At 59.4% G+C, this 17,688-nt stretch carries 17 protein-coding genes and 1 pseudogene; 10 read left to right on the plus strand and 8 right to left on the minus strand.

The annotated features are described in order from the left end of the window. Positions 1 to 14: 14 nt before the first annotated feature. The gene (locus tag ACMXYH_RS10190; protein ID WP_415767004.1) at positions 15 to 689 is read right to left on the minus strand and encodes a histidine phosphatase family protein; all 675 of its coding nucleotides are present in this window, start codon (positions 687 to 689) and stop codon (positions 15 to 17) included. 372 nt (positions 690 to 1,061) lie between these two features. Between ACMXYH_RS10190 and ACMXYH_RS10195 the strand changes: the two genes are divergently transcribed. The 3 genes from ACMXYH_RS10195 to hemB all read left to right on the plus strand — a co-directional run bounded on the left by ACMXYH_RS10195 (position 1,062) and on the right by hemB (position 3,912). Beyond that, the gene (locus ACMXYH_RS10195; RefSeq protein WP_415767005.1) at positions 1,062 to 1,775 is read left to right on the plus strand and encodes a glutathione binding-like protein; all 714 of its coding nucleotides are present in this window, start codon (positions 1,062 to 1,064) and stop codon (positions 1,773 to 1,775) included. An 18-nt stretch (positions 1,776 to 1,793) separates the two neighbouring features. Further along, positions 1,794 to 2,636, plus strand: a complete 843-nt coding sequence (locus ACMXYH_RS10200) for a PhzF family phenazine biosynthesis protein (RefSeq protein ID WP_415767006.1) — start codon at positions 1,794 to 1,796, stop codon at positions 2,634 to 2,636. A 301-nt stretch (positions 2,637 to 2,937) separates the two neighbouring features. Further along, positions 2,938 to 3,912 carry a porphobilinogen synthase gene (hemB, locus tag ACMXYH_RS10205; RefSeq protein WP_415767007.1) on the plus strand — a complete coding sequence of 325 codons (975 nt, stop codon included), beginning with the start codon at positions 2,938 to 2,940 and terminating at the stop codon, positions 3,910 to 3,912. 123 nt (positions 3,913 to 4,035) lie between these two features. Here the strand turns inward: hemB and ACMXYH_RS10210 are convergent, their stop codons facing one another. After that, positions 4,036 to 5,571, minus strand: coding sequence for an FAD-dependent oxidoreductase (locus ACMXYH_RS10210; RefSeq protein WP_415767008.1), 1,536 nt, complete (start codon positions 5,569 to 5,571; stop codon positions 4,036 to 4,038). A gap of 183 nt (positions 5,572 to 5,754) precedes the next feature. Between ACMXYH_RS10210 and ACMXYH_RS10215 the strand changes: the two genes are divergently transcribed. Next, complete coding sequence (locus ACMXYH_RS10215; protein WP_129437060.1) at positions 5,755 to 6,846, plus strand: DUF1615 domain-containing protein; 1,092 nt, start codon at positions 5,755 to 5,757, stop codon at positions 6,844 to 6,846. A 204-nt stretch (positions 6,847 to 7,050) separates the two neighbouring features. Here the strand turns inward: ACMXYH_RS10215 and ACMXYH_RS10220 are convergent. Beyond that, a pseudogene (locus ACMXYH_RS10220) lies at positions 7,051 to 7,332 on the minus strand (hypothetical protein); the annotation flags it as partial. 238 nt (positions 7,333 to 7,570) lie between these two features. Between ACMXYH_RS10220 and ACMXYH_RS10225 the strand changes: the two are divergent. Then, the gene (locus tag ACMXYH_RS10225) at positions 7,571 to 8,194 is read left to right on the plus strand and encodes a glutathione S-transferase (RefSeq protein WP_129437058.1); all 624 of its coding nucleotides are present in this window, start codon (positions 7,571 to 7,573) and stop codon (positions 8,192 to 8,194) included. Position 8,195: 1 nt separating this feature from the next. Here the strand turns inward: ACMXYH_RS10225 and ACMXYH_RS10230 are convergent, their stop codons facing one another. Then, entirely contained in the window at positions 8,196 to 8,636 is a 441-nt protein-coding gene (locus ACMXYH_RS10230) for a CBS domain-containing protein (RefSeq protein ID WP_123366129.1), read from the minus strand. Positions 8,637 to 9,004: 368 nt separating this feature from the next. Here ACMXYH_RS10230 and ACMXYH_RS10235 point away from each other — a divergent pair, with 368 nt between their 5' ends. Further along, on the plus strand, positions 9,005 to 11,365 hold the full coding sequence (locus tag ACMXYH_RS10235; RefSeq protein ID WP_415767670.1) for a DNA polymerase II: 2,361 nt from the start codon (positions 9,005 to 9,007) through the stop codon (positions 11,363 to 11,365). On the opposite strand, the gene ACMXYH_RS10240 is transcribed toward ACMXYH_RS10235, so the two are convergent. Both ACMXYH_RS10240 and ACMXYH_RS10245 read right to left on the minus strand, forming a co-directional pair. Beyond that, positions 11,330 to 11,800: a DUF1810 domain-containing protein gene (locus tag ACMXYH_RS10240; RefSeq protein WP_415767009.1), complete on the minus strand. Its 471-nt coding sequence runs from the start codon at positions 11,798 to 11,800 to the stop codon at positions 11,330 to 11,332. The two genes, ACMXYH_RS10235 and ACMXYH_RS10240, sit on opposite strands and share 36 nt — an antisense overlap. Positions 11,801 to 11,829: 29 nt before the next feature. Then, positions 11,830 to 12,651 (minus strand): aldo/keto reductase, encoded by an 822-nt coding sequence (locus ACMXYH_RS10245; protein ID WP_415767010.1) that lies wholly within the window; start codon positions 12,649 to 12,651, stop codon positions 11,830 to 11,832. Between the two features lie 188 nt (positions 12,652 to 12,839). On the opposite strand from ACMXYH_RS10245, the gene ACMXYH_RS10250 reads away from it, so the two are divergent. Further along, positions 12,840 to 13,589 carry a hypothetical protein gene (locus ACMXYH_RS10250; protein ID WP_415767011.1) on the plus strand — a complete coding sequence of 250 codons (750 nt, stop codon included), beginning with the start codon at positions 12,840 to 12,842 and terminating at the stop codon, positions 13,587 to 13,589. A 102-nt stretch (positions 13,590 to 13,691) separates the two neighbouring features. After that, positions 13,692 to 14,477 carry a sulfite exporter TauE/SafE family protein gene (locus ACMXYH_RS10255; protein ID WP_046047606.1) on the plus strand — a complete coding sequence of 262 codons (786 nt, stop codon included), beginning with the start codon at positions 13,692 to 13,694 and terminating at the stop codon, positions 14,475 to 14,477. A 37-nt stretch (positions 14,478 to 14,514) separates the two neighbouring features. On the opposite strand, the gene ACMXYH_RS10260 is transcribed toward ACMXYH_RS10255, so the two are convergent. Next, complete coding sequence (locus ACMXYH_RS10260; protein WP_008148348.1) at positions 14,515 to 14,883, minus strand: VOC family protein; 369 nt, start codon at positions 14,881 to 14,883, stop codon at positions 14,515 to 14,517. Positions 14,884 to 15,062: 179 nt separating this feature from the next. Between ACMXYH_RS10260 and ACMXYH_RS10265 the strand changes: the two genes are divergently transcribed. Both ACMXYH_RS10265 and ACMXYH_RS10270 read left to right on the plus strand, forming a co-directional pair. Next, positions 15,063 to 15,635, plus strand: coding sequence for a DUF4174 domain-containing protein (locus ACMXYH_RS10265; RefSeq protein ID WP_149631875.1), 573 nt, complete (start codon positions 15,063 to 15,065; stop codon positions 15,633 to 15,635). 56 nt (positions 15,636 to 15,691) lie between these two features. Next, positions 15,692 to 16,318 (plus strand): DUF6124 family protein, encoded by a 627-nt coding sequence (locus ACMXYH_RS10270; RefSeq protein ID WP_415767012.1) that lies wholly within the window; start codon positions 15,692 to 15,694, stop codon positions 16,316 to 16,318. Positions 16,319 to 16,491: 173 nt separating this feature from the next. Here the strand turns inward: ACMXYH_RS10270 and ampC are convergent, their stop codons facing one another. Next, positions 16,492 to 17,649: a class C beta-lactamase gene (ampC, locus tag ACMXYH_RS10275; protein ID WP_415767013.1), complete on the minus strand. Its 1,158-nt coding sequence runs from the start codon at positions 17,647 to 17,649 to the stop codon at positions 16,492 to 16,494. Positions 17,650 to 17,688: the final 39 nt, after the last annotated feature.

The raw sequence follows: 17,688 nt of genomic DNA on the forward strand, positions 1-17,688 counted from the left end.
CTTGCAGACACTATTTATGTTGGACAGGTCTGCGGACCGTTATTCAGGCCTTGCTTGTAGCTGTGGCTCACCACACTGGCCTTGCCGTTGTGCCAGGTCAGGGTGAGCACGTACAGCGAGTCGTAATCGTTGGATTCCCAGTCATCGGCGATGGTCTGTTTCTTGCCGACGGCTTCTCCAGCGACCTTGTTGATCAGTTCGGGCAGATAGCCGTGGGACCAGGCGGTGTAGATGACCGAGTTGTGATACTTGTCCTGAAGCAACTCATCCGCGAGGTCGCTGGTGTCGTTGGCCGAGAAGTTGATGTTCACCGGCAAACCGAGCTTGATCGCGCTGGGGCTGATGGTCATCAGGGGACGGATGTAACTGTAGGAATTGTCCTGTTCGCCTTCTTCGACATTGCGCGTCGGGTTGGCGGCAAACACGTAGTTGGCCTTGCCGAATTTTTCTGGCAGCAAGGTGGCCAGGTCGATGGCGCGGTTCAGGCCTTGGCAGTTGAGCTGGCCGAGGCCACCTTCGGGTTTTTCCGCGTGGCGCAGGAATACCAGCGTCTGGGTGCCGTCCGCCGGTTGGGCGCGGCTTTCGCGGGAGTCCAGCACCAGAAACAACGCGCCGGCCGCGAGCAGGGCGGGCAGTAACAGATAAGCGCGATGTTTGAAGCGGTTGGCGAATTTCAGAGGGTTCATCATGGGATTAAGGGTTCTTCAATGCATTCGGTTAAGGGTGACAAACCTTTATACCACCGCGAAATTCCTGCATCGGGTGTTTTCCATGTCGTTAAGCCGGTCGGTTTCATAGGGGCAGTGCTCAGAGTCCCCTGAAACTCATTTGGTTCGATTCCGGCGAGTGCGCAGCAATGTACCGGTACCCTTGAACGGGTTGGAGCTTAGGTTATCAACAGGATGTTGCGAATTTGTGGACACGTTACACGTAGTGGAGCAGACGCAGGCTGCAATCTTTTGATCATGTTCATCAGCGATATCAATAACGGCAAAAGGTCGCAGTTCTTCGGCCGCTGACATTATGATCGTCACTCTCAATTTTCTCGTGGATCCTTTCCCATGACCGATCTGTCCGCGTTCCCGATTACCCAAAAATGGCCGGCTCAATACCCCGAGTGGATCCAGCTTTACTCCTTGCCCACACCCAACGGCGTCAAGGTGTCGATCATGCTCGAAGAGATCGGACTGCCCTACGAACCGCATCGTGTGGGCTTCGACACCAGTGATCAGATGTCTCCCGAGTTTCTTTCGCTGAACCCCAACAACAAGATCCCGGCCATCCTCGATCCACACGGTCCGGGGGACCAACCCCTGGCGCTGTTCGAGTCCGGGGCGATTCTGATTTACCTGGCCGACAAGAGCGGGCAACTGCTGGCCCAGGAATCGGCGGCGCGATACGAGACCCTCCAGTGGCTGATGTTTCAGATGGGCGGCATCGGGCCGATGTTCGGCCAGCTCGGTTTTTTCAACAAATTTGCCGGCAAGGACTACGAGGACAAACGTCCCCGCGACCGCTACGTCGATGAAAGCAAACGCCTGCTTAATGTCCTCGATAACCGCCTGGAAGGGCGCGACTGGATCATGGGCGAGCGCTACACCATCGCGGACATCGCGACCTTCCCCTGGGTGCGCAACCTGATCGGCTTCTATGAGGCCGGCGAGCTGGTGGGCATCAACGACTTCCCGAACGTCACGCGAGTGCTGGAGCGCTTTCTGGCGCGGCCGGCGGTGATGCGCGGGCTGGAAATTCCCAAGCAAAACGCCTCAATTTGATCAAGACCAAGGCAGGCCATGCACTCATTCGATTTCAAGCAAGTAGATGTCTTCAGTCGTGTTGCGCTCAAGGGCAATCCGTTGGCGGTGGTGTTCGGCGCCGATGAGCTCAGCGATGAGCGCATGGCGGCGTTCGCCAGCTGGACCAATCTCAGCGAAACCACATTCATACTCGAACCGCGCGACCCTCGCGCCGATTATCGCGTGCGGATCTTCACCACCCTGAACGAATTGCCGTTCGCTGGTCATCCGACACTGGGCACCTGCCATGCGTGGCTGGAGGCCGGTGGCGTGCCCAAGGGCGAAGAGATCATTCAGGAGTGCGGTGTGGGGCTGGTGCGGGTTCGTCGACAAGGGTCAGAGCTGGCCTTTCTCGCACCGCCATTGCTCAAAACCGGGCCGGTGGAGGCGGATGTGGTGGAACGGGTGCGGCGGGGGCTAGGGCTGGAATCGGACGCGATTGTGCGCACTCAGTGGGTCGACAACGGTGCCGGATGGTTGGCCGTGATGGTCGAGGATCGTCAGCAGGTGCTGGACCTGCAACCGGATCATTCGCAAATGCTTGGCCTGGCCGTCGGTGTCATCGCGCCACGGCATCCCGAGCGCGATGGCGATGACGCACAATTCGAAGTGCGCGCGTTCATCTCCGGCGACGGCATGCCGGAAGACCCCGCCACCGGAAGCCTGAACGCCGGGATTGCCCAATGGTTGCTCAGCGAAGGACTGGCGCCGGCGTCCTATGTGGTCAGCCAGGGCCTGACCATGGGCCGCGCCGGACGCATTCAGGTCGAGCAAGTGGGCGACGAGATCTGGATCGGCGGCGCGGTGGTGACCTGCATCAGCGGAACCTTGACTCTCTAGCAGAACTTGCCGCAAAACCCTGTAGCAGCTGCCGAGCCCGCGAGGCTGCGTTCGGCCGCGAAGCGGTCGTAAAACCTGCAACCGTGTTCTTTCAGTAGATCGCGTTCACCGGACTACGACCGCTTCGCGGCCGAACGCAGCCTCGCGGGCTCGGCAGCTGCTACAGGCTTGTATCGCGGTGATTATTGCCGAACCGGTAAGGGCTTATTCCGCGTCTGAGGTTTGTGCCCTGCGCCTTGCAGGGCATAAGCTTTGGCCCCCTACGACTTTCGTCTCGTCCTCTGTTTTTCAGGAACCCCTCATGTCCAGTCAGTTCCCCGAAGCACGTCCACGCCGTCTGCGCCGCAATGCGAGCCTGCGCAGCCTGTTCCAGGAAACCGAGTTCAGCTTGAATGATCTGGTGCTGCCGATTTTCGTCGAGGAAGAGATCGACGACTTCGTACCGATCAAAAGCATGCCCGGCGTGATGCGTATTCCAGAGTCGAAACTGGCCGGCGAGATCGAGCGTTATGCCCGGGCCGGGATCAAGTCGGTGATGACGTTCGGCGTGTCGCACCATTTGGACGGCAACGGCAGTGACACCTGGAGCGAAAACGGTCTGGTGTCGCGCATGTCGCGCATTGCCAAGGATGCGGTGCCGGACATGATCGTGATTTCCGACACCTGCTTCTGTGAATACACCGACCACGGCCATTGCGGCGTGCTGCACAACCATGAGGTCGACAACGACCAGACCCTTATCAACCTCGGCAAACAAGCGGTGGCCGCGGCCCGTGCCGGCGCCGATGTGATCGCCCCGTCGGCCGCGATGGACGGGCAGGTCCAGGCCATTCGCCGGGCGCTCGATGAAGCGGGTTTCAACCAGACCGCGATCATGGCCTATTCGACCAAGTTTGCCTCGGCGCTCTACGGTCCATTCCGTGAAGCCGGCGGCAGCGCGCTCAAGGGCGACCGCAAAAGCTATCAGATGAACCCGATGAACCGCCGCGAAGCCGTGCGCGAATCCCTGCTGGACGAGCAGGAAGGCGCCGACGCGCTGATGGTCAAACCGGCCGGCGCGTATCTGGACATCATCCGCGACATCCGTGAAGCCTCGCGTTTGCCGCTGTCGGCGTATCAGGTGAGTGGCGAGTACGCGATGATCAAATTCGCCGCCCAGGCCGGGGCGATCGATGAGGATCGCGTGGTGCGTGAGAGTCTTGGCGCGATCAAGCGGGCCGGGGCGGATCTGATCTTCACTTACTTCGCGATGGACCTGGCGCTGGCCGGGATCTGACAAACACCACAACCCCCTGTGGGAGCGAGCTTGCTCGCGATAGCGGTATGTCAGTCGACACTTGAATTGACTGACACACTGCTATCGCGAGCAAGCTCGCTCCCACATTTGAACTGTGTGGAATCAGGGCGAGCCGAAAAACGGCCTGATACCGTGATCCCGGAAGTACCGCTCGATCACATTGGGATCGGCAGAGTTGTCGGCAATCGCCACATAGGTATCCGGCCGCAACAGGTAAAACCCGTTACGCCCCAGGCCAGCCGCTTCAAACGCCGGCCGCCAGTCAAAAACATGCAACGGCAAATGATGTTCGTGGCACCAGGCGATCATTTCGTCGCTGGTGTCCCCATACACATGCACCTGCCAGGTCGAACACTTCAACGATTCGAAATTGTCCCCCTCACCGTCGTGAGCCCAGGGCAGGCGGTCGCCACCGTGAACATGACCGGCAACGCCCGTGCTCAGCGGCATCCCGCGATAATTCAAGGTGATCTGCGACACCGTGCGAAACAGGAATTCGCGGGACGCCTCAAACGATGCCATTTTCGGAATCACGAACGGCGCCAGACGCGTGCGCAGCAAATCGGCCATGCGCCCTTCGGCCGTGACAAAACTGAACACCCGATCGGTGGTGGCGACCAGTTTTCGGGCAAAGGCGATGCGTTCAGTTTCGTAAGTATCGAGGAGTTTGGCCTCAGCGGCGCCACTCAGCACCGCCGCGAGTTTCCATGCGAGGTTGATGGCATCGCCAATGCCGGTGTTCATGCCCTGGCCACCGGCGGGGCTGTGGACGTGGGCGGCGTCACCCAATAGAAACGCGCGCCCGGTGCGAAAATGATCCGCCACCCGATGATGCACGCGGTAGGTCGAGAACCAGTTCAGTTGCTCGATCTTTACTTTCATATGTTCGATGGCCCGGCTGCTGACGTCTTCAAATTGCAGGGTTTCGGCCTGGTCGGCACGTTCGTCGCGTACGGTGCCGATCAGACGGGCGCGGCCTTCACCGGCCAAGGGAAACACCGCGAGAAAATCCGCTTCATCGAGATCCACATGCAGTTCGCCATTGAACGTCGGCCCGCTGGCCTGCACGTCGGCGACGTAGAAAATCTGTTGGTAGGTGCCACCGGGAAATCCGGTGTCCAGGGTCTTGCGCACGATCGACCGGGCACCGTCGCAACCTGCCAGATAGCAAGCCTGGCAGGTTTCCTCCTGACCATCGGCCAAGCGCAAATAGGCGGTGATGCCGTCACCGGTTTCCAGGAAACTTTCCAGCGCCGTGTTGCGCTCCACCTTGATGCCAAAGGTTTCGAGGCGGTCTATCAGCAGCCGTTCGTGTTCGTCCTGAGGAAAGATTTCGAGGAACGCATAGGGTGTCAGGCCTTCGCCGATGCGGCTCAGCGGCAAGCGCGCCACGGGTTCGCCCTTGACCCAGAAGTTCGCCGCGGCCACACGATGGCCGTTCTGCACCACCGCATTGCTGAGGTCGAGCTGGCGATACAGCTCCAGCGTCCGCGCCTGCACGGCCAGCGCCCGCGAAGTGGTTCCGGGTGCCGACGTCTTGTCGATGATGCGCACTTGCACGCCAAGCTTGCTCAGCCACAACGCCAACACCAGCCCGGTCGGGCCGGCGCCGATGATCAGAACGTCGCTACGGTTCATGAGACTGTCCTCCTCGGTGTGTGGCTCAAGTATGGTTCAGCCGCGACAGACGGGCAGGTTGTCTGCCAAACGGAAAAAGGCCCCGCGCTGCTATGGGGAACAGCAGTGGGCGGCGAGAGTCATAGCCTGCGCCAGGCCATTGATCGTATGGTTACCCCGGCTCAACGGATTTGATGGAGCAACATGCAAGCCAATCGATTGATGATGAGCGTCGCCGCGCTGCTGGTGCTGGCCGGTTGCGGCACTCAGCGCACGCAAGAGCTTCCTGCGCGCAAGCCTGCCGAGGTCAAGGCCGAGATCGTGCGCCTGCTGCCGGCCAAAACCACCGATCGCCAGGGCTGGGCTACCGATATTTACGCAGCATTTGCTGCCCAGAATATTTATCCATCCACCCAAAACCTGTGCTCGGTACTGGCGGTCACCGAGCAGGAGTCGACCTTTCAGGTGGACCCGCCGGTACCGGGCCTGGGCAAAATCGCCCGCGAGGAGATCGACCGCCGTGCCGACAAAGCCCACATTCCCGGCCTGCTGGTGAGCGGTGCGCTGCAGGTGAGTTCATCCAACGGCAAAAGCTACAGCGACCGACTCAATGCGGCGCGCAGTGAAAAAGAACTCAGCGCGATCTTCGATGACTTCATCGGCATGGTGCCAATGGGCCGGACGCTGTTCGGTGGGTTCAATCCGGTGCACACCGGTGGGCCGATGCAGGTCAGCATCGATTTCGCCGAGCAACAGGCGAAGGCGTATCCGTACCCGGTGGAAGGCTCGATCCGTCATGAAGTGTTCAGTCGTCGCGGCGGCCTGTACTTCGGTATCGCCCACTTGCTCGGTTATCCGGTGAGCTACAAACAACCGCTGTATCGCTTTGCCGATTTCAATGCCGGTTGGTACGCCAGTCGCAATGCCGCGTTTCAGAACGCGGTGAGTCGCGCGTCGGGCATACCGCTGGCGCTGGATGGTGACCTGGTCCGGTACGATTCGATCATGCCTGGCACCACGGAATTGGCGGTGCGCACGCTCGGCAAGCAACTGGGCATGCGCAATCCGACCATTCGGGACCAATTGGAGGAGGGCAAAAACTTCGAATTCGAGGACACCCAGCTCTATGCACGGGTTTTCGCCCTGGCCGAAGAGGCGGAAGGTCGGCCATTACCGCGCGCGGTGTTGCCGGGGATTGCGCTGCAAAGCCCGAAAATCACCCGCAAACTCACCACGGCGTGGTTTGCCAAGCGGGTCGATGAGCGTTATCAGCGTTGCATGGCCAAGGGTGGTTGAAGATCAAAAGATCGCAGCCTCGTTGCACTCGACAGCTCCTACAAGGGTTTTGCATTCCTCCTGTAGGAGCTGTCGAGTGCAACGAGGCTGCGATCTTGGCGCAAACCCAGACACCGCATGAGTTCCGGATAATCGCAGGCATAAAAAAAACCGGCTGATGAGGCCGGGTTTTTCATTGAGTACCGTGGTAAAGCCAATCATTTATGCCGCGCGGCTTTCGATCAGGCGATCCGAACCACCCTCAGCCACACGGTTTTCGATCAGACGATCGGAACCACCTTCAGCAACGCGGTTCTCGATCAGACGATCCGAACCACCCTCAGCAACGCGGTTTTCGATCAAACGATCCGAACCACCTTCGGCCACACGACTTTCAATCAGACGATCCGAGCCGCCTTCGGCGACAACCGGGTGAACAGAGGTAGCGGCGAAAGCGTTAACTGCAAAAAACGAGAAAGCGATGCTGAGGAGGATTTGGCGTTTCATGAGGGTGTGCTCCGGGGTGTAGTTGTTGGGGCTGGAGCTGATGTTACGCCGCGGATTTTTTATGAGAACTTCATTGCCGTGATGGTGAACATCGACGGCAATGATAGGAAGGACGAGGCACCTCACGCGAGCATGGCTCAGCCGCGCCCTTGTTCACCGACTAGACTGGCCGATGACGGGAACGTGCCTCGTGCTCACTCGTCTACTGACTCTGTTCGTTTCGCCAGGAGCGCGCGATATGTACCAGCTATACGGACACCAGAACTCCGGCGCTGCCGCGATAGAAGCGGCACTGGAGCTTTGCGAAATCCCTTACCGCTTCATCGACGTTGAAACCTCTCCCGAGGCGACCCACGCGCTGGAGAAACTCAATCCGCTCAAGCAGATCCCGACGCTGCAATTGCCCGATGGCAGCGTTCTCACCGAGAGCGCGGCGATTCTGATTCACTTGGGGCTCACGTTCCCCAAATCAAACCTGTTGCCGAAAAACACCGCTGCGCGTGATCAGGTCATTCGCGGCTTGGTGTACATCGTCAGCAATTGCTATTCGGCCATTGGCATCATCGACTACCCCGAGCGCTGGTTGGCCGAGGCGGATGAATCGTCCAGGCAAAACCTCATGGCCGGCGCCCGCGCGCGACTGCACAGGAGTTGGGAGGTGTTTGCCGATCAGTTTTCGGGTGATTTGTACCTGGGCGACGAGATGCCGGGGGCGCTGGATGTGCTGGCGGCGGTGGTTTCCAGATGGGCGGGTAGCCGGGAACATTTACGCAGTGCAAGGCCTGGGTTTTTCGCGTGGCTTACGCGCATCGACCGGCACCCGACATTGGCACCGGTCTTCGCGCGGCATTGGCCGGATTGATCTATTCGCCGCGGATGTACTGCTCCAACTGGCGAATCAGCTCAGCCTGTTCGGCGATGGCTTCCTTGACCAGGTCGCCGATCGACAGCAAGCCGATCAACTGGCCGTTTTCCACCACCGGCAAGTGGCGCAGGCGTTTGTCGGACATGATGCCCATGCAGGTTTCGACGGTTTGATGGGTGTCCACGGTGATCACCGGCGACACCATGATGTCTTCGACCGGCGTACCGACGGAGGAACGGCCCTTGAGCACGAGTTTGCGCGCATAGTCACGCTCGCTGATGATGCCGACGACCTCGCCATTCTTCAGGACCGGCAAGGCGCCGACGTTTTTGGCGGCCATGACCATCAGCGCTTCCAGCACCATTTGATGCGGCGCAATGGTGTGGACTTCATGATTCTGTTCAGCCTTTAACTTCAGCAGTTGGGCGACGGTTTTCATGGCAGTTTCTCAGGTGTTGTCGTTGTCCTTGAAGAATCGTAGACACAGGCGCTGAGGGCAAGGGAGAAAGCGGCAGATAACACGCAAAAAACGCCATTCAGCGGTTTTTCTTCCGAAAACCTGGAGTATTCCATAGTTATTCACTCATCCATGGGCTCCATCAACCCCCTGTGGGAGCGAGCTTGCTCGCGATGGCGGCGGCACATTCAAGATTTAAGTCGACTGACACCCAGCTATCGTCGGAACTCCGCCCGGAGCAAGCTCGCTCCCACAGGTTCTAGGTCTGTCCGAGACGTTGGAGCCAGACGGGCTATCGCCTTCGATGGCGCGTAGAATTGCGCCTTGAATCAAATCTTGAGGTTGCAGTGGTGGATTTACAGCGGGGCTTCGTCCTGACCCGGCATTGGCGTGATACCCCGGCCGGTACGGAAGTCGAGTTCTGGCTGGCGACCGACACCGGTCCCCAGCGGATCCGCCTGCCTCATCAACCGTCGGTGGCGTTCATCCCCGCAGCCCTGCGCGAGCAGGCCGAAGCGCTGCTGCGCGGCGAAAAGAACGTCGAGCTGCGGCCGTTGGCGTTGCTGGATTTCGAGCACCGCCCGGTGCTCGGTCTGTATTGCCAGCAGCACGGCCAGTTGATACGCCTGGAAACCGCGCTGCGCAAGGCCGGCGTCGACATCTTCGAAGCCGACGTGCGCCCGCCGGAACGCTACATGATGGAGCGTTTCATCACCGCACCGGTCCGGTTCAGTGGCACGCCGAACGCCGAGGGTCTGCTGCTCGATGCGCAGATGAAACCCGACCCCGACTATCGCCCGAGCCTCAGGCTGGTCTCCCTGGACATCGAAACCACCGCTCAGGGCGAGCTGTACTCCATCGCCCTGGAAGGCTGCGGCGAGCGCCAGGTCTACATGCTCGGCCCGCCCAATGGCGACGACAGCGCAGTGGATTTCCAGCTCGAATACTGCGATTCCCGAACCCTGCTGCTGAAAAGACTCAACGAATGGTTCGCCCGCCATGACCCCGACGCGATCATCGGCTGGAACGTCGTGCAGTTCGACCTGCGCGTGCTCCACGAACACGCCCGGCGCCTGGCGGTGCCGCTGAAACTGGGGCGTGGCGGCGAAGAAATGCAGTGGCGCGAACACGGTAGCCGCAACCATTACTTCGCCTCGGCCGCCGGCCGGCTAATCATCGATGGGATCGAATCCCTGCGTTCGGCGACCTGGAGTTTTCCTTCGTTCAGCCTGGAAAACGTCGCGCAAACCCTGCTTGGCGAGGGCAAATCGATCGACAATCCGTACCAGCGCATGGACGAAATCAACCGCATGTTCGCCGAGGACAAACCGGCCCTGGCCAAGTACAACCTCAAGGACTGCGAGCTGGTGACGCGGATTTTCGCCAAGACCGAGCTGCTGACCTTCCTGCTGGAACGGGCCAGCGTCACCGGGTTGCCGGCGGATCGCAGCGGCGGCTCGGTGGCGGCGTTCACGCACCTTTACATGCCGCTGATGCATCGCCAGGGTTTCGTTGCGCCGAACCTTGGGAACAAGCCTGCGCAGGCCAGCCCCGGCGGTTTTGTCATGGACTCGCAACCGGGCCTGTACGAGTCGGTGTTGGTGCTCGACTACAAAAGCCTCTATCCATCGATCATCCGTACCTTCCTCATCGACCCGGTGGGCTTGATCGAGGGGCTTAAACATCCCGAGGACAGCGAGTCGGTGCCAGGCTTTCGCGGTGCGCGTTTTTCCAGAACCCGGCATTGCCTGCCCGCCATCGTTGCCCGGGTCGCCGAAGGTCGCGAAACCGCCAAGCGCGAACACAACGCGCCGCTGTCCCAGGCCCTGAAGATCATCATGAACGCCTTTTACGGTGTGCTCGGTTCCAGCGGTTGCCGCTTCTTCGATACACGCCTGGCGTCGTCCATCACGCTGCGCGGTCACGAGATCATGCTGCGTACGCGACAGCTGATCGAAGCCCAGGGCCACACAGTGATTTACGGCGACACCGACTCGACCTTCGTCTGGCTGCGCCGTGCGCACGGTCAACAAGAAGCCGCACAGATCGGCCGCGCGCTGGTGGATCACGTCAACCAGTGGTGGCGCGAGCATGTGCGGCAGGAATACGGTCTGGAAAGTGCGTTGGAGTTGCAGTTCGAAACCCACTACAAGCGCTTTCTGATGCCGACCATTCGCGGCGCCGAGGAGGGCAGCAAGAAACGCTATGCGGGGCTTGTGACCCGCGCCGATGGCACCGACGAAATGGTCTACAAAGGCCTGGAAACCGTGCGCACCGACTGGTCGCCGCTGGCCCGGCAATTCCAGCAGGAGCTGTACCTGCGCATCTTCAATCGCAAACCCTATCAGGATTATGTGCGCGACTACGTGCGCAAGACGTTGGCGGGGGAGTTCGACGATCGCCTGATCTACCGCAAGCGCCTGCGCCGCACCCTCGATGACTATCAGCGCAATGTGCCGCCGCATGTGCGGGCTGCGCGGATTGCCGATGATTATAACGACCAGCAGGGCCGTCCGCGGCAATACCAGAACGGTGGCTGGATCAGTTACGTGATCACCGTCGCCGGGCCCGAGCCGCTGGAAATTCGCAGCGCGCCCATCGACTACGACCACTACGTCACCCGGCAACTGCAACCGGTGGCGGATGCCATCTTGCCCTTCGTGGACGACGACTTTTCAACCTTGATTGGTGGGCAGTTGGGCCTGTTTTGAGTCGAGCAGCAACAACGTCCAGTCATCCAGGATGCCGTGGAAATATTGGTCAAGTGCTCGATGAAAGTCGCTGTTAGCGCCGGCAACCTGGGCGAACAGCGTCATGGAAGAGTGGAACTTGAGATCGTCGGGATGGCCGAATATGCCGGCAATCGAGCTTTTTTCGATGTTCAGCACCAATTGCGTGCAGGTGCGCAACCGTGAACCCAGCAGCGGATGGTTGAGGTACGCCGCGGCTTCCTCTTTGGAACGAATGGCAAAGTGGCGAGACATCTCGCTGCCGCCCAATCCTGAGAATTGCGGAAAGATGAACCACATCCAGTGACTGCGCTTGTGACCGGCGTTCAGCTCGGCCTGGACCCGTTTGAACACCGGGTCCTGTGCCTGGATAAAGCGTTGCAGATTAAAGGAATCGTCCTGATCAGTGCTTCTCATGCCGAAGCCCTCTGACAGACTGCGATGGCTCAGACCATGGCCAACCGCTGTTTGCGTTGTGGCGCGCGAAACGCCTGGTCCAGCGCCTCCAGATCCCCAGTCTTCAATTGCAATTGCGCGGCTTGCGCGTTGAGTTGCACGTGCTCGGGCCGAACCGCTTTGGGGATGGCGATCACGCCTTCCTTACGCAGCATCCATGCCAGCGCTACCTGGGCCGGCGTCACACGGTGACGGGCGGCTATTTGTTTGAGCGTTGTATGGTTCAGCATAGGCCCACCCTGACCGATCGGACAGTAGGCCATGACCGGCATTTGATGCTGGCGGCTCCAGGGCAACAGATCAAACTCGATGCCGCGTTCTTCCAGGTTGTAGAGCACCTGATTGGTGGCACAAGCCGGTGAGGCCAGTTCCTTCAGGTCGTCGACATCAAAATTGGAGACGCCCCAGCGACCGATCTTGCCTTCTTCGCGCAGGCGCTCGAAGGCTTCGACCGTTTCTTCGAGGGGATACTGGCCGCGCCAGTGCAGCAGGTAGAGATCGATGTAATCGGTATTCAGCCGCCGCAGACTGCGTTCGCACGCCTGGGGGATACCTTTGCGGCTGGCGTTGTGCGGGTAAACCTTGCTGACCAGAAACACTTCGTCACGCCTGCCGGCGATGGCTTCACCGACCACTTCCTCAGCGCCGCCCTCGCCGTACATTTCAGCGGTGTCGATGAGGGTCATGCCCAATTCGATGCCCAGGCGCAATGCCGCCACTTCCTGGGTGTGCCGGGAACGATCTTCGCCCATGCGCCAGGTGCCTTGGCCGATGACCGGTACATTGACGCCGGCCAGTTCGAGGGTCCGCATTCAAACCTCCTTTCTGAATTTCGATCGATACTTCAGTGGGCAGCAGAATAGCCCGGTGGTTCCGTCGAGCAGGTGCTTGCCAACGCTTACGGACCGTCGGCACTGCACTTTTTAAGGATTCACGGCTCTATCCTTGGCCAGCCTGCGGCGAATCCCCACCGCCGGCCCATGCCCAAGTTCAAGAACCCATGGCTCGAGTTTTACCCCGCACCACCCCGTCAATCCGCCGCCGCTGCCTGCTGTTGGCCTGCTTGTCGATGCTCGCAGCCTCCGGGTGCAGCCAGCAGCAGGGCAACGAGATCGTCAGCCAGTTCCGCGAGGGCAAACCCCAGGAGTTCCTCCAGACCAGCGTCGACCGCATAGCGACCCTGGCGATGCGCGACAACCTCGACAGCCTCTACCTGCTGATGAGTAAGCTTTACCTGCGCAACCCGGACGAGCTGAAAAAATCCGGTTTCCTCAACGCCCGCACCGCTGGCAAGCAAGTGCGCATGGCCATCGAACAGCAACAACCGCTGCCGACCCTGGGTGGCAAAAAAGACCTGGCTGCGCTGAGTTATGCCATGAGCCCGGAGTTTCTCGGCGACCGGGTCGGTGCCTTCATCTATGCCATCGGCAGCATGCTCGTTACCGCCCACGGCAATCGGCTCGAGTTCTACATGACGGATGCGATCAACCCGACGTTCGTCAGCAACGCTGCCCGCAACATAGAGAAAGCCACCTGGATACTCAGCCAGCGGCAAAGCAAGAACGGCGAGCCTTTGCTGTTCTCCAACGAAATTTCGGAGGAGGGCAGCAACCTGAGTTTTGCGGTGGAGTTCGGCAAGATCGTCGCGCGGCTGGACCTGCTGACGCAGATGCTGGACGAACGCTACCGACGGATCGGTTTGAATTACGCGCAGAGTTTGCTGTTTTTGAATTTCTTGCCGGTTCAGTAAGCAAGGAAGTGCATAAAGATAGATCGCATCGATATAACTGGTTATAAGAAAAATCGCTATGCTGCGGGGCAGATTTTTCATGCGTTTTTTGTGGGCGTGTTAATGGAATTCGGTAATTTCGGTTTAGTCGTGGCAGGTCTGGTGGTCGGCTTTATTGTCGGGATGACCGGGGTCGGTGGCGGTTCCTTGATGACCCCCATTCTGTTGTGGTTCGGTGTCAATCCGGCCACCGCAGTGGGGACGGATTTGCTGTACGCGGCGATCACCAAGTCCAGTGGTGTGCTGGTTCATAGAAAGAACAAGAACATCGACTGGGCCATTACCGGTTGGCTGACCCTTGGCAGTGTGCCGGCAGTGGCGCTGACGCTGTGGTTCCTGAGCACCTTGCAAACGTCGCCCGAGGCGATGAATGCGGTCATCAAACAGGCCTTGGGTTTTGTCCTGTTTGCCACGGCGCTGGCGATTTTCTTCAAGAAGCGCCTGCTCGATTTCGCCCACAAACGCGCGGGCGGTCATTACAACCCCAGCGGCAACCGCTTGAATGCGCTGACCGTGATCACTGGCTTGGTCCTCGGCACCATGGTTGCCCTGACCTCCATCGGCGCTGGCGCCCTGGGCACCGTCGCGTTGTTCATTCTCTATCCGCTGTTGCCGACCCGCCGCCTGGTGGGCACGGAAATCGCGCACGCCGTACCGCTGACCCTGGTTGCCGGCCTTGGCCATGCGAGCATGGGCAACATGGATTGGCACGTGCTGGGTTATTTGCTGATCGGTTCGCTGCCGGGGATTTACCTGGGCAGCCACCTGACGGGCCGCATCTCCGATGAAGTGCTGCGGCCTTGCCTGGCCACGATGCTGGTGCTGATCGGGTACAAACTGGCCTTTTAATCGGGTAGAGGCTCCAGAAACAAACCAGCTCCCCGGCTTAGGGCCGGGTCAGAATTTCCAGCAGATGCCCGTCCGGGTCATCGAAGTAAACTCGCCGGCCACCGCCGTAATCGTTGATCTCGTTCGGTCGTTGTTTGCCGGGGTCGGCCCACCAGGGTTGCTGTCTGGCTTGCAGGCGGGCGAAGGCCGCATCGAAATCGTCGTCACCGATCAAAAACGCGTAGTGCTGGGAGGCAATCGGCGGGTCATTGTCGTAGAAGTCCAGCGACACACCGTTGTCGAACTTGACGATCAGCATCGGTCCGAAGGGTTCGGGGCTGGGCAGGCCGAGGATGTCTGCCAGATAGTTGGCTGATGTCTGCTTGTCGCGACACCAGACGATGGTGTGGTTCAACTGAGCGCTCATGCACAGGTCCTCACGGCGAATCAGGGCGTTGTTTTTGAGCTATGAGATTAGCTCAGCCTGTTGCGCAATGACCGCCCTGACCTAAGCTTGGGGCAAGGCGAGACATAATTGCGAGCGTCACCCGGAACGAACGCCGCGATGCGCAATCATTAGAGCGTGGATATCAAAAGGAGATGCGCATGCTCATCAGGTCATTGACCCTGACTACCCTGCTGGCTTTCGCCGGCCCCTTGTTCGCTGCCGATGACGGCTCACCGCTGGATATGGACAAGGGCAGGTCCCGGCCGTTGATTGTCATCGCTCCAAGTACGGTCGATCCCACGTGGGTCAGCCTGAAAAAGTCGCTGGATGAGCCGGCCAACCGCAAGGGGTTCACCGAGCGAAACATGGTCCTGTACACCGTGCTCAATTTGATGGGCCAGCGCGAGGGCAAAGACCTGGGGCCACAAGACACGGCGGCATTGATCCGCTCGCTCAAGTTGGGTGCCGGCGCGAAGAGCAAAGTCATCCTGGTGGGCAAGGACGGCGAGAAGAAGTTTGAGAGTTCGGGGGATGAATCAAAATCGGTCGATTTGAAGAAAATTTTCGACACGATCGACGCCCTGCCAGCGACCGAAAAAGAAGCCGCAGCGCCGACGGTCGCGACCCCTGTTGAAGCGGCTGAACCGGTCAATGGTGCAAAGGGCGCCAAGGGCGCAAAACCAGGCAAACCGGCGAAGCCCGCCAAGCCGCCTGAAATGCCGGATGATTAAACGCAGACTTTTGTAGCAGCTGGCGCAGGCTGCGCCAGCAGCTACAACAATGAAAAATGGGCGACCTCAAGAGGTCGCCCATTTTGTTTGCTCGGCAGTTGTTAAAAAAACCGGGTGTTTCGGGGTGGGATGTATTGGCTTCTATTGGTCTCGGAAATTTCCTGCAAGTCCTGTCGGTCTTTATGAACTGGTTTCTGTCAGAGAGCACCGCTAGCCTTCGTCAGCCACCGCGAAATCGCGGTCGGACGTCGGAATCCGCGACACTGAGGGATCCAGGGACGAAAACGCCAATGGCACAAAAAGGAGCCTCGTCTGTGAAAAAGTTCAGCAAGCATCAACCGCAAACCCAAACCGACGCCGATCATCTCGATCCCGCGAAGCCGTGTGAAACCGCAAAAGGCGAAGTCACCCGAAGCCCCAGGCGTACCGCCACGACCCAGCAGATTTTCACTGTTGCTCCTGGTGTCGACACACTAACCCTGCTAAATCAGGCCTGCGAAAACCTTGCCACCCTGAATGTCCTGATTGCGAGTTTTGCCGGAAAACTGGAAGGCTCGAACCGCAAGGTGCTGCTGTCGATTCAACAATTGGCGGCGGTCGCCGAGTTGTTGGTGAATCAGGCACGGGAAAATCTTGATCCGAGAAGCGATGCACCTGACGCTCAGCCGCCGACTCGGCATTGAGTTGACGCAGTAACGACAATGGGTGACCTCAAAGGGGTCGCCCATTTTGTTTGTCACTGCCAAACCCTGTGGGAGCGAGCTTGCTCGCGATAAGGCCATCACATTCGACATCTATTTCGACTATCAGACTGCTATCGCGAGCAAGCTCGCTCCCACAGGTAAGGGGTACTAGATTACTTCGCCAGTGCGCTCAATATCGTATGAGCAATCTTGATCCGCTCAGGGTTCGGGTAGTTTTTGTTGGCCAGGATCACAATGCCGATGTCTTTCGATGGCACATACGCCACGTAGGCACCGAAGCCGCTTGTTGAGCCGGTTTTGTTGATCAATACGTTTTCTGGTTGAGGTTGCGGCGGGGTCAGCCACTGGACTTCGTGAGCCTCCATCGCCATCTGCGTCGAATTGCCAGCAAGCAACGTATCGAGGGTGACCGGATAGTGGTAGAACTCCCATCCCAGGCCTTGGGTCATGTCGCCGACCTTGTAATACCCGCTGTGAGTGATGGCGACGGCCCGCTGCATCGGCGTTTCAAGTCCCGACGGTTTCATGTTCACTTCAACATAACGAATCAGGTCCGCAGCGCTGGTTTTGACGCCATAAGCCTCCGAATCCAGTGCCCCCGGCCCAACCCGCACAGGCTTGTCATCCTTGTTGTAACCCTGAGCGTAAAGCCCCATTTGAGCCTGCGGCACCGTGAGGTAGGTGTGCTTCAGCCCGAGTTTCGGCAGCAGGGTTTTTTCCATCACGTCATCAAACGGCGCGCCCATGCTTTGGGCGGCGAGGTAGCCAAACAACCCCAGGCTCGGGTTCGAATACTGCCGATGGGTGCCCGCCGCATAGGTCGGTTTCCACTGCTTGAAATAGCCGAGCATCTTGTCCGGTGCATCGGCATCGTCGGGGAATTGCAGCGGCAGGCCACCGGCGCTGTAGGTGCCCAGTTGCAGCACGCTGATGGTGTCGAACGCGCTGCCACGCAGATCCGGCAGCACGTTGCTGGCCTTGTCCGACAGGGACAGTTTGCCGGTGGCCTGAGCGTAGGCGGCGAGGGTGGCGGTGAAGGTTTTGCTCACCGAGCCGATCTCGAACAGGGTGTTTTCAGTGACGGGTTGTGCGCTCTCTTTCGAAGCTACCCCGTAGTTGAAGTAATACGGCTTTCCGTTGACGGTCACGGCCACGGCGATTCCAGGAACGGCCTGGGCTTGCATGACCGGTCGTACGGCGGCATTCACCACCGTCTCGATTTGATCCTGTGCGACGCATTGGCCGGTGGCGAGCAGCGCCACGCAAACGGCGAGAGTTTTCAGCCTATCCATGTTGGTTTGGTCCGTCATTGATTCGATTGCGCGCCATTTTAGGGGGTTAAACGCTAC

Origin of the sequence: Pseudomonas frigoris (assembly GCF_047758635.1) — a bacterium.
Lineage (GTDB): Bacteria > Pseudomonadota > Gammaproteobacteria > Pseudomonadales > Pseudomonadaceae > Aquipseudomonas > Aquipseudomonas frigoris.

Coding starts and splice junctions, on each gene's coding strand:
- ACMXYH_RS10190 (WP_415767004.1), bottom strand. CDS start 689: ATGATGAACCCTCTGAAATTCGCCAACCGCTTCAAACATCGCGCTTAT.
- ACMXYH_RS10260 (WP_008148348.1), bottom strand. CDS start 14,883: ATGAGCGCTCAGTTGAACCACACCATCGTCTGGTGTCGCGACAAGCAG.
- ACMXYH_RS10250 (WP_415767011.1), top strand. CDS start 12,840: ATGGCTCGAGTTTTACCCCGCACCACCCCGTCAATCCGCCGCCGCTGC.
- hemB (WP_415767007.1), top strand. CDS start 2,938: ATGTCCAGTCAGTTCCCCGAAGCACGTCCACGCCGTCTGCGCCGCAAT.
- ACMXYH_RS10270 (WP_415767012.1), top strand. CDS start 15,692: ATGGGCGACCTCAAGAGGTCGCCCATTTTGTTTGCTCGGCAGTTGTTA.
- ACMXYH_RS10225 (WP_129437058.1), top strand. CDS start 7,571: ATGTACCAGCTATACGGACACCAGAACTCCGGCGCTGCCGCGATAGAA.
- ACMXYH_RS10230 (WP_123366129.1), bottom strand. CDS start 8,636: ATGAAAACCGTCGCCCAACTGCTGAAGTTAAAGGCTGAACAGAATCAT.
- ACMXYH_RS10195 (WP_415767005.1), top strand. CDS start 1,062: ATGACCGATCTGTCCGCGTTCCCGATTACCCAAAAATGGCCGGCTCAA.
- ACMXYH_RS10215 (WP_129437060.1), top strand. CDS start 5,755: ATGCAAGCCAATCGATTGATGATGAGCGTCGCCGCGCTGCTGGTGCTG.
- ACMXYH_RS10265 (WP_149631875.1), top strand. CDS start 15,063: ATGCTCATCAGGTCATTGACCCTGACTACCCTGCTGGCTTTCGCCGGC.
- ACMXYH_RS10240 (WP_415767009.1), bottom strand. CDS start 11,800: ATGAGAAGCACTGATCAGGACGATTCCTTTAATCTGCAACGCTTTATC.
- ampC (WP_415767013.1), bottom strand. CDS start 17,649: ATGACGGACCAAACCAACATGGATAGGCTGAAAACTCTCGCCGTTTGC.
- ACMXYH_RS10210 (WP_415767008.1), bottom strand. CDS start 5,571: ATGAACCGTAGCGACGTTCTGATCATCGGCGCCGGCCCGACCGGGCTG.
- ACMXYH_RS10200 (WP_415767006.1), top strand. CDS start 1,794: ATGCACTCATTCGATTTCAAGCAAGTAGATGTCTTCAGTCGTGTTGCG.
- ACMXYH_RS10255 (WP_046047606.1), top strand. CDS start 13,692: ATGGAATTCGGTAATTTCGGTTTAGTCGTGGCAGGTCTGGTGGTCGGC.
- ACMXYH_RS10245 (WP_415767010.1), bottom strand. CDS start 12,651: ATGCGGACCCTCGAACTGGCCGGCGTCAATGTACCGGTCATCGGCCAA.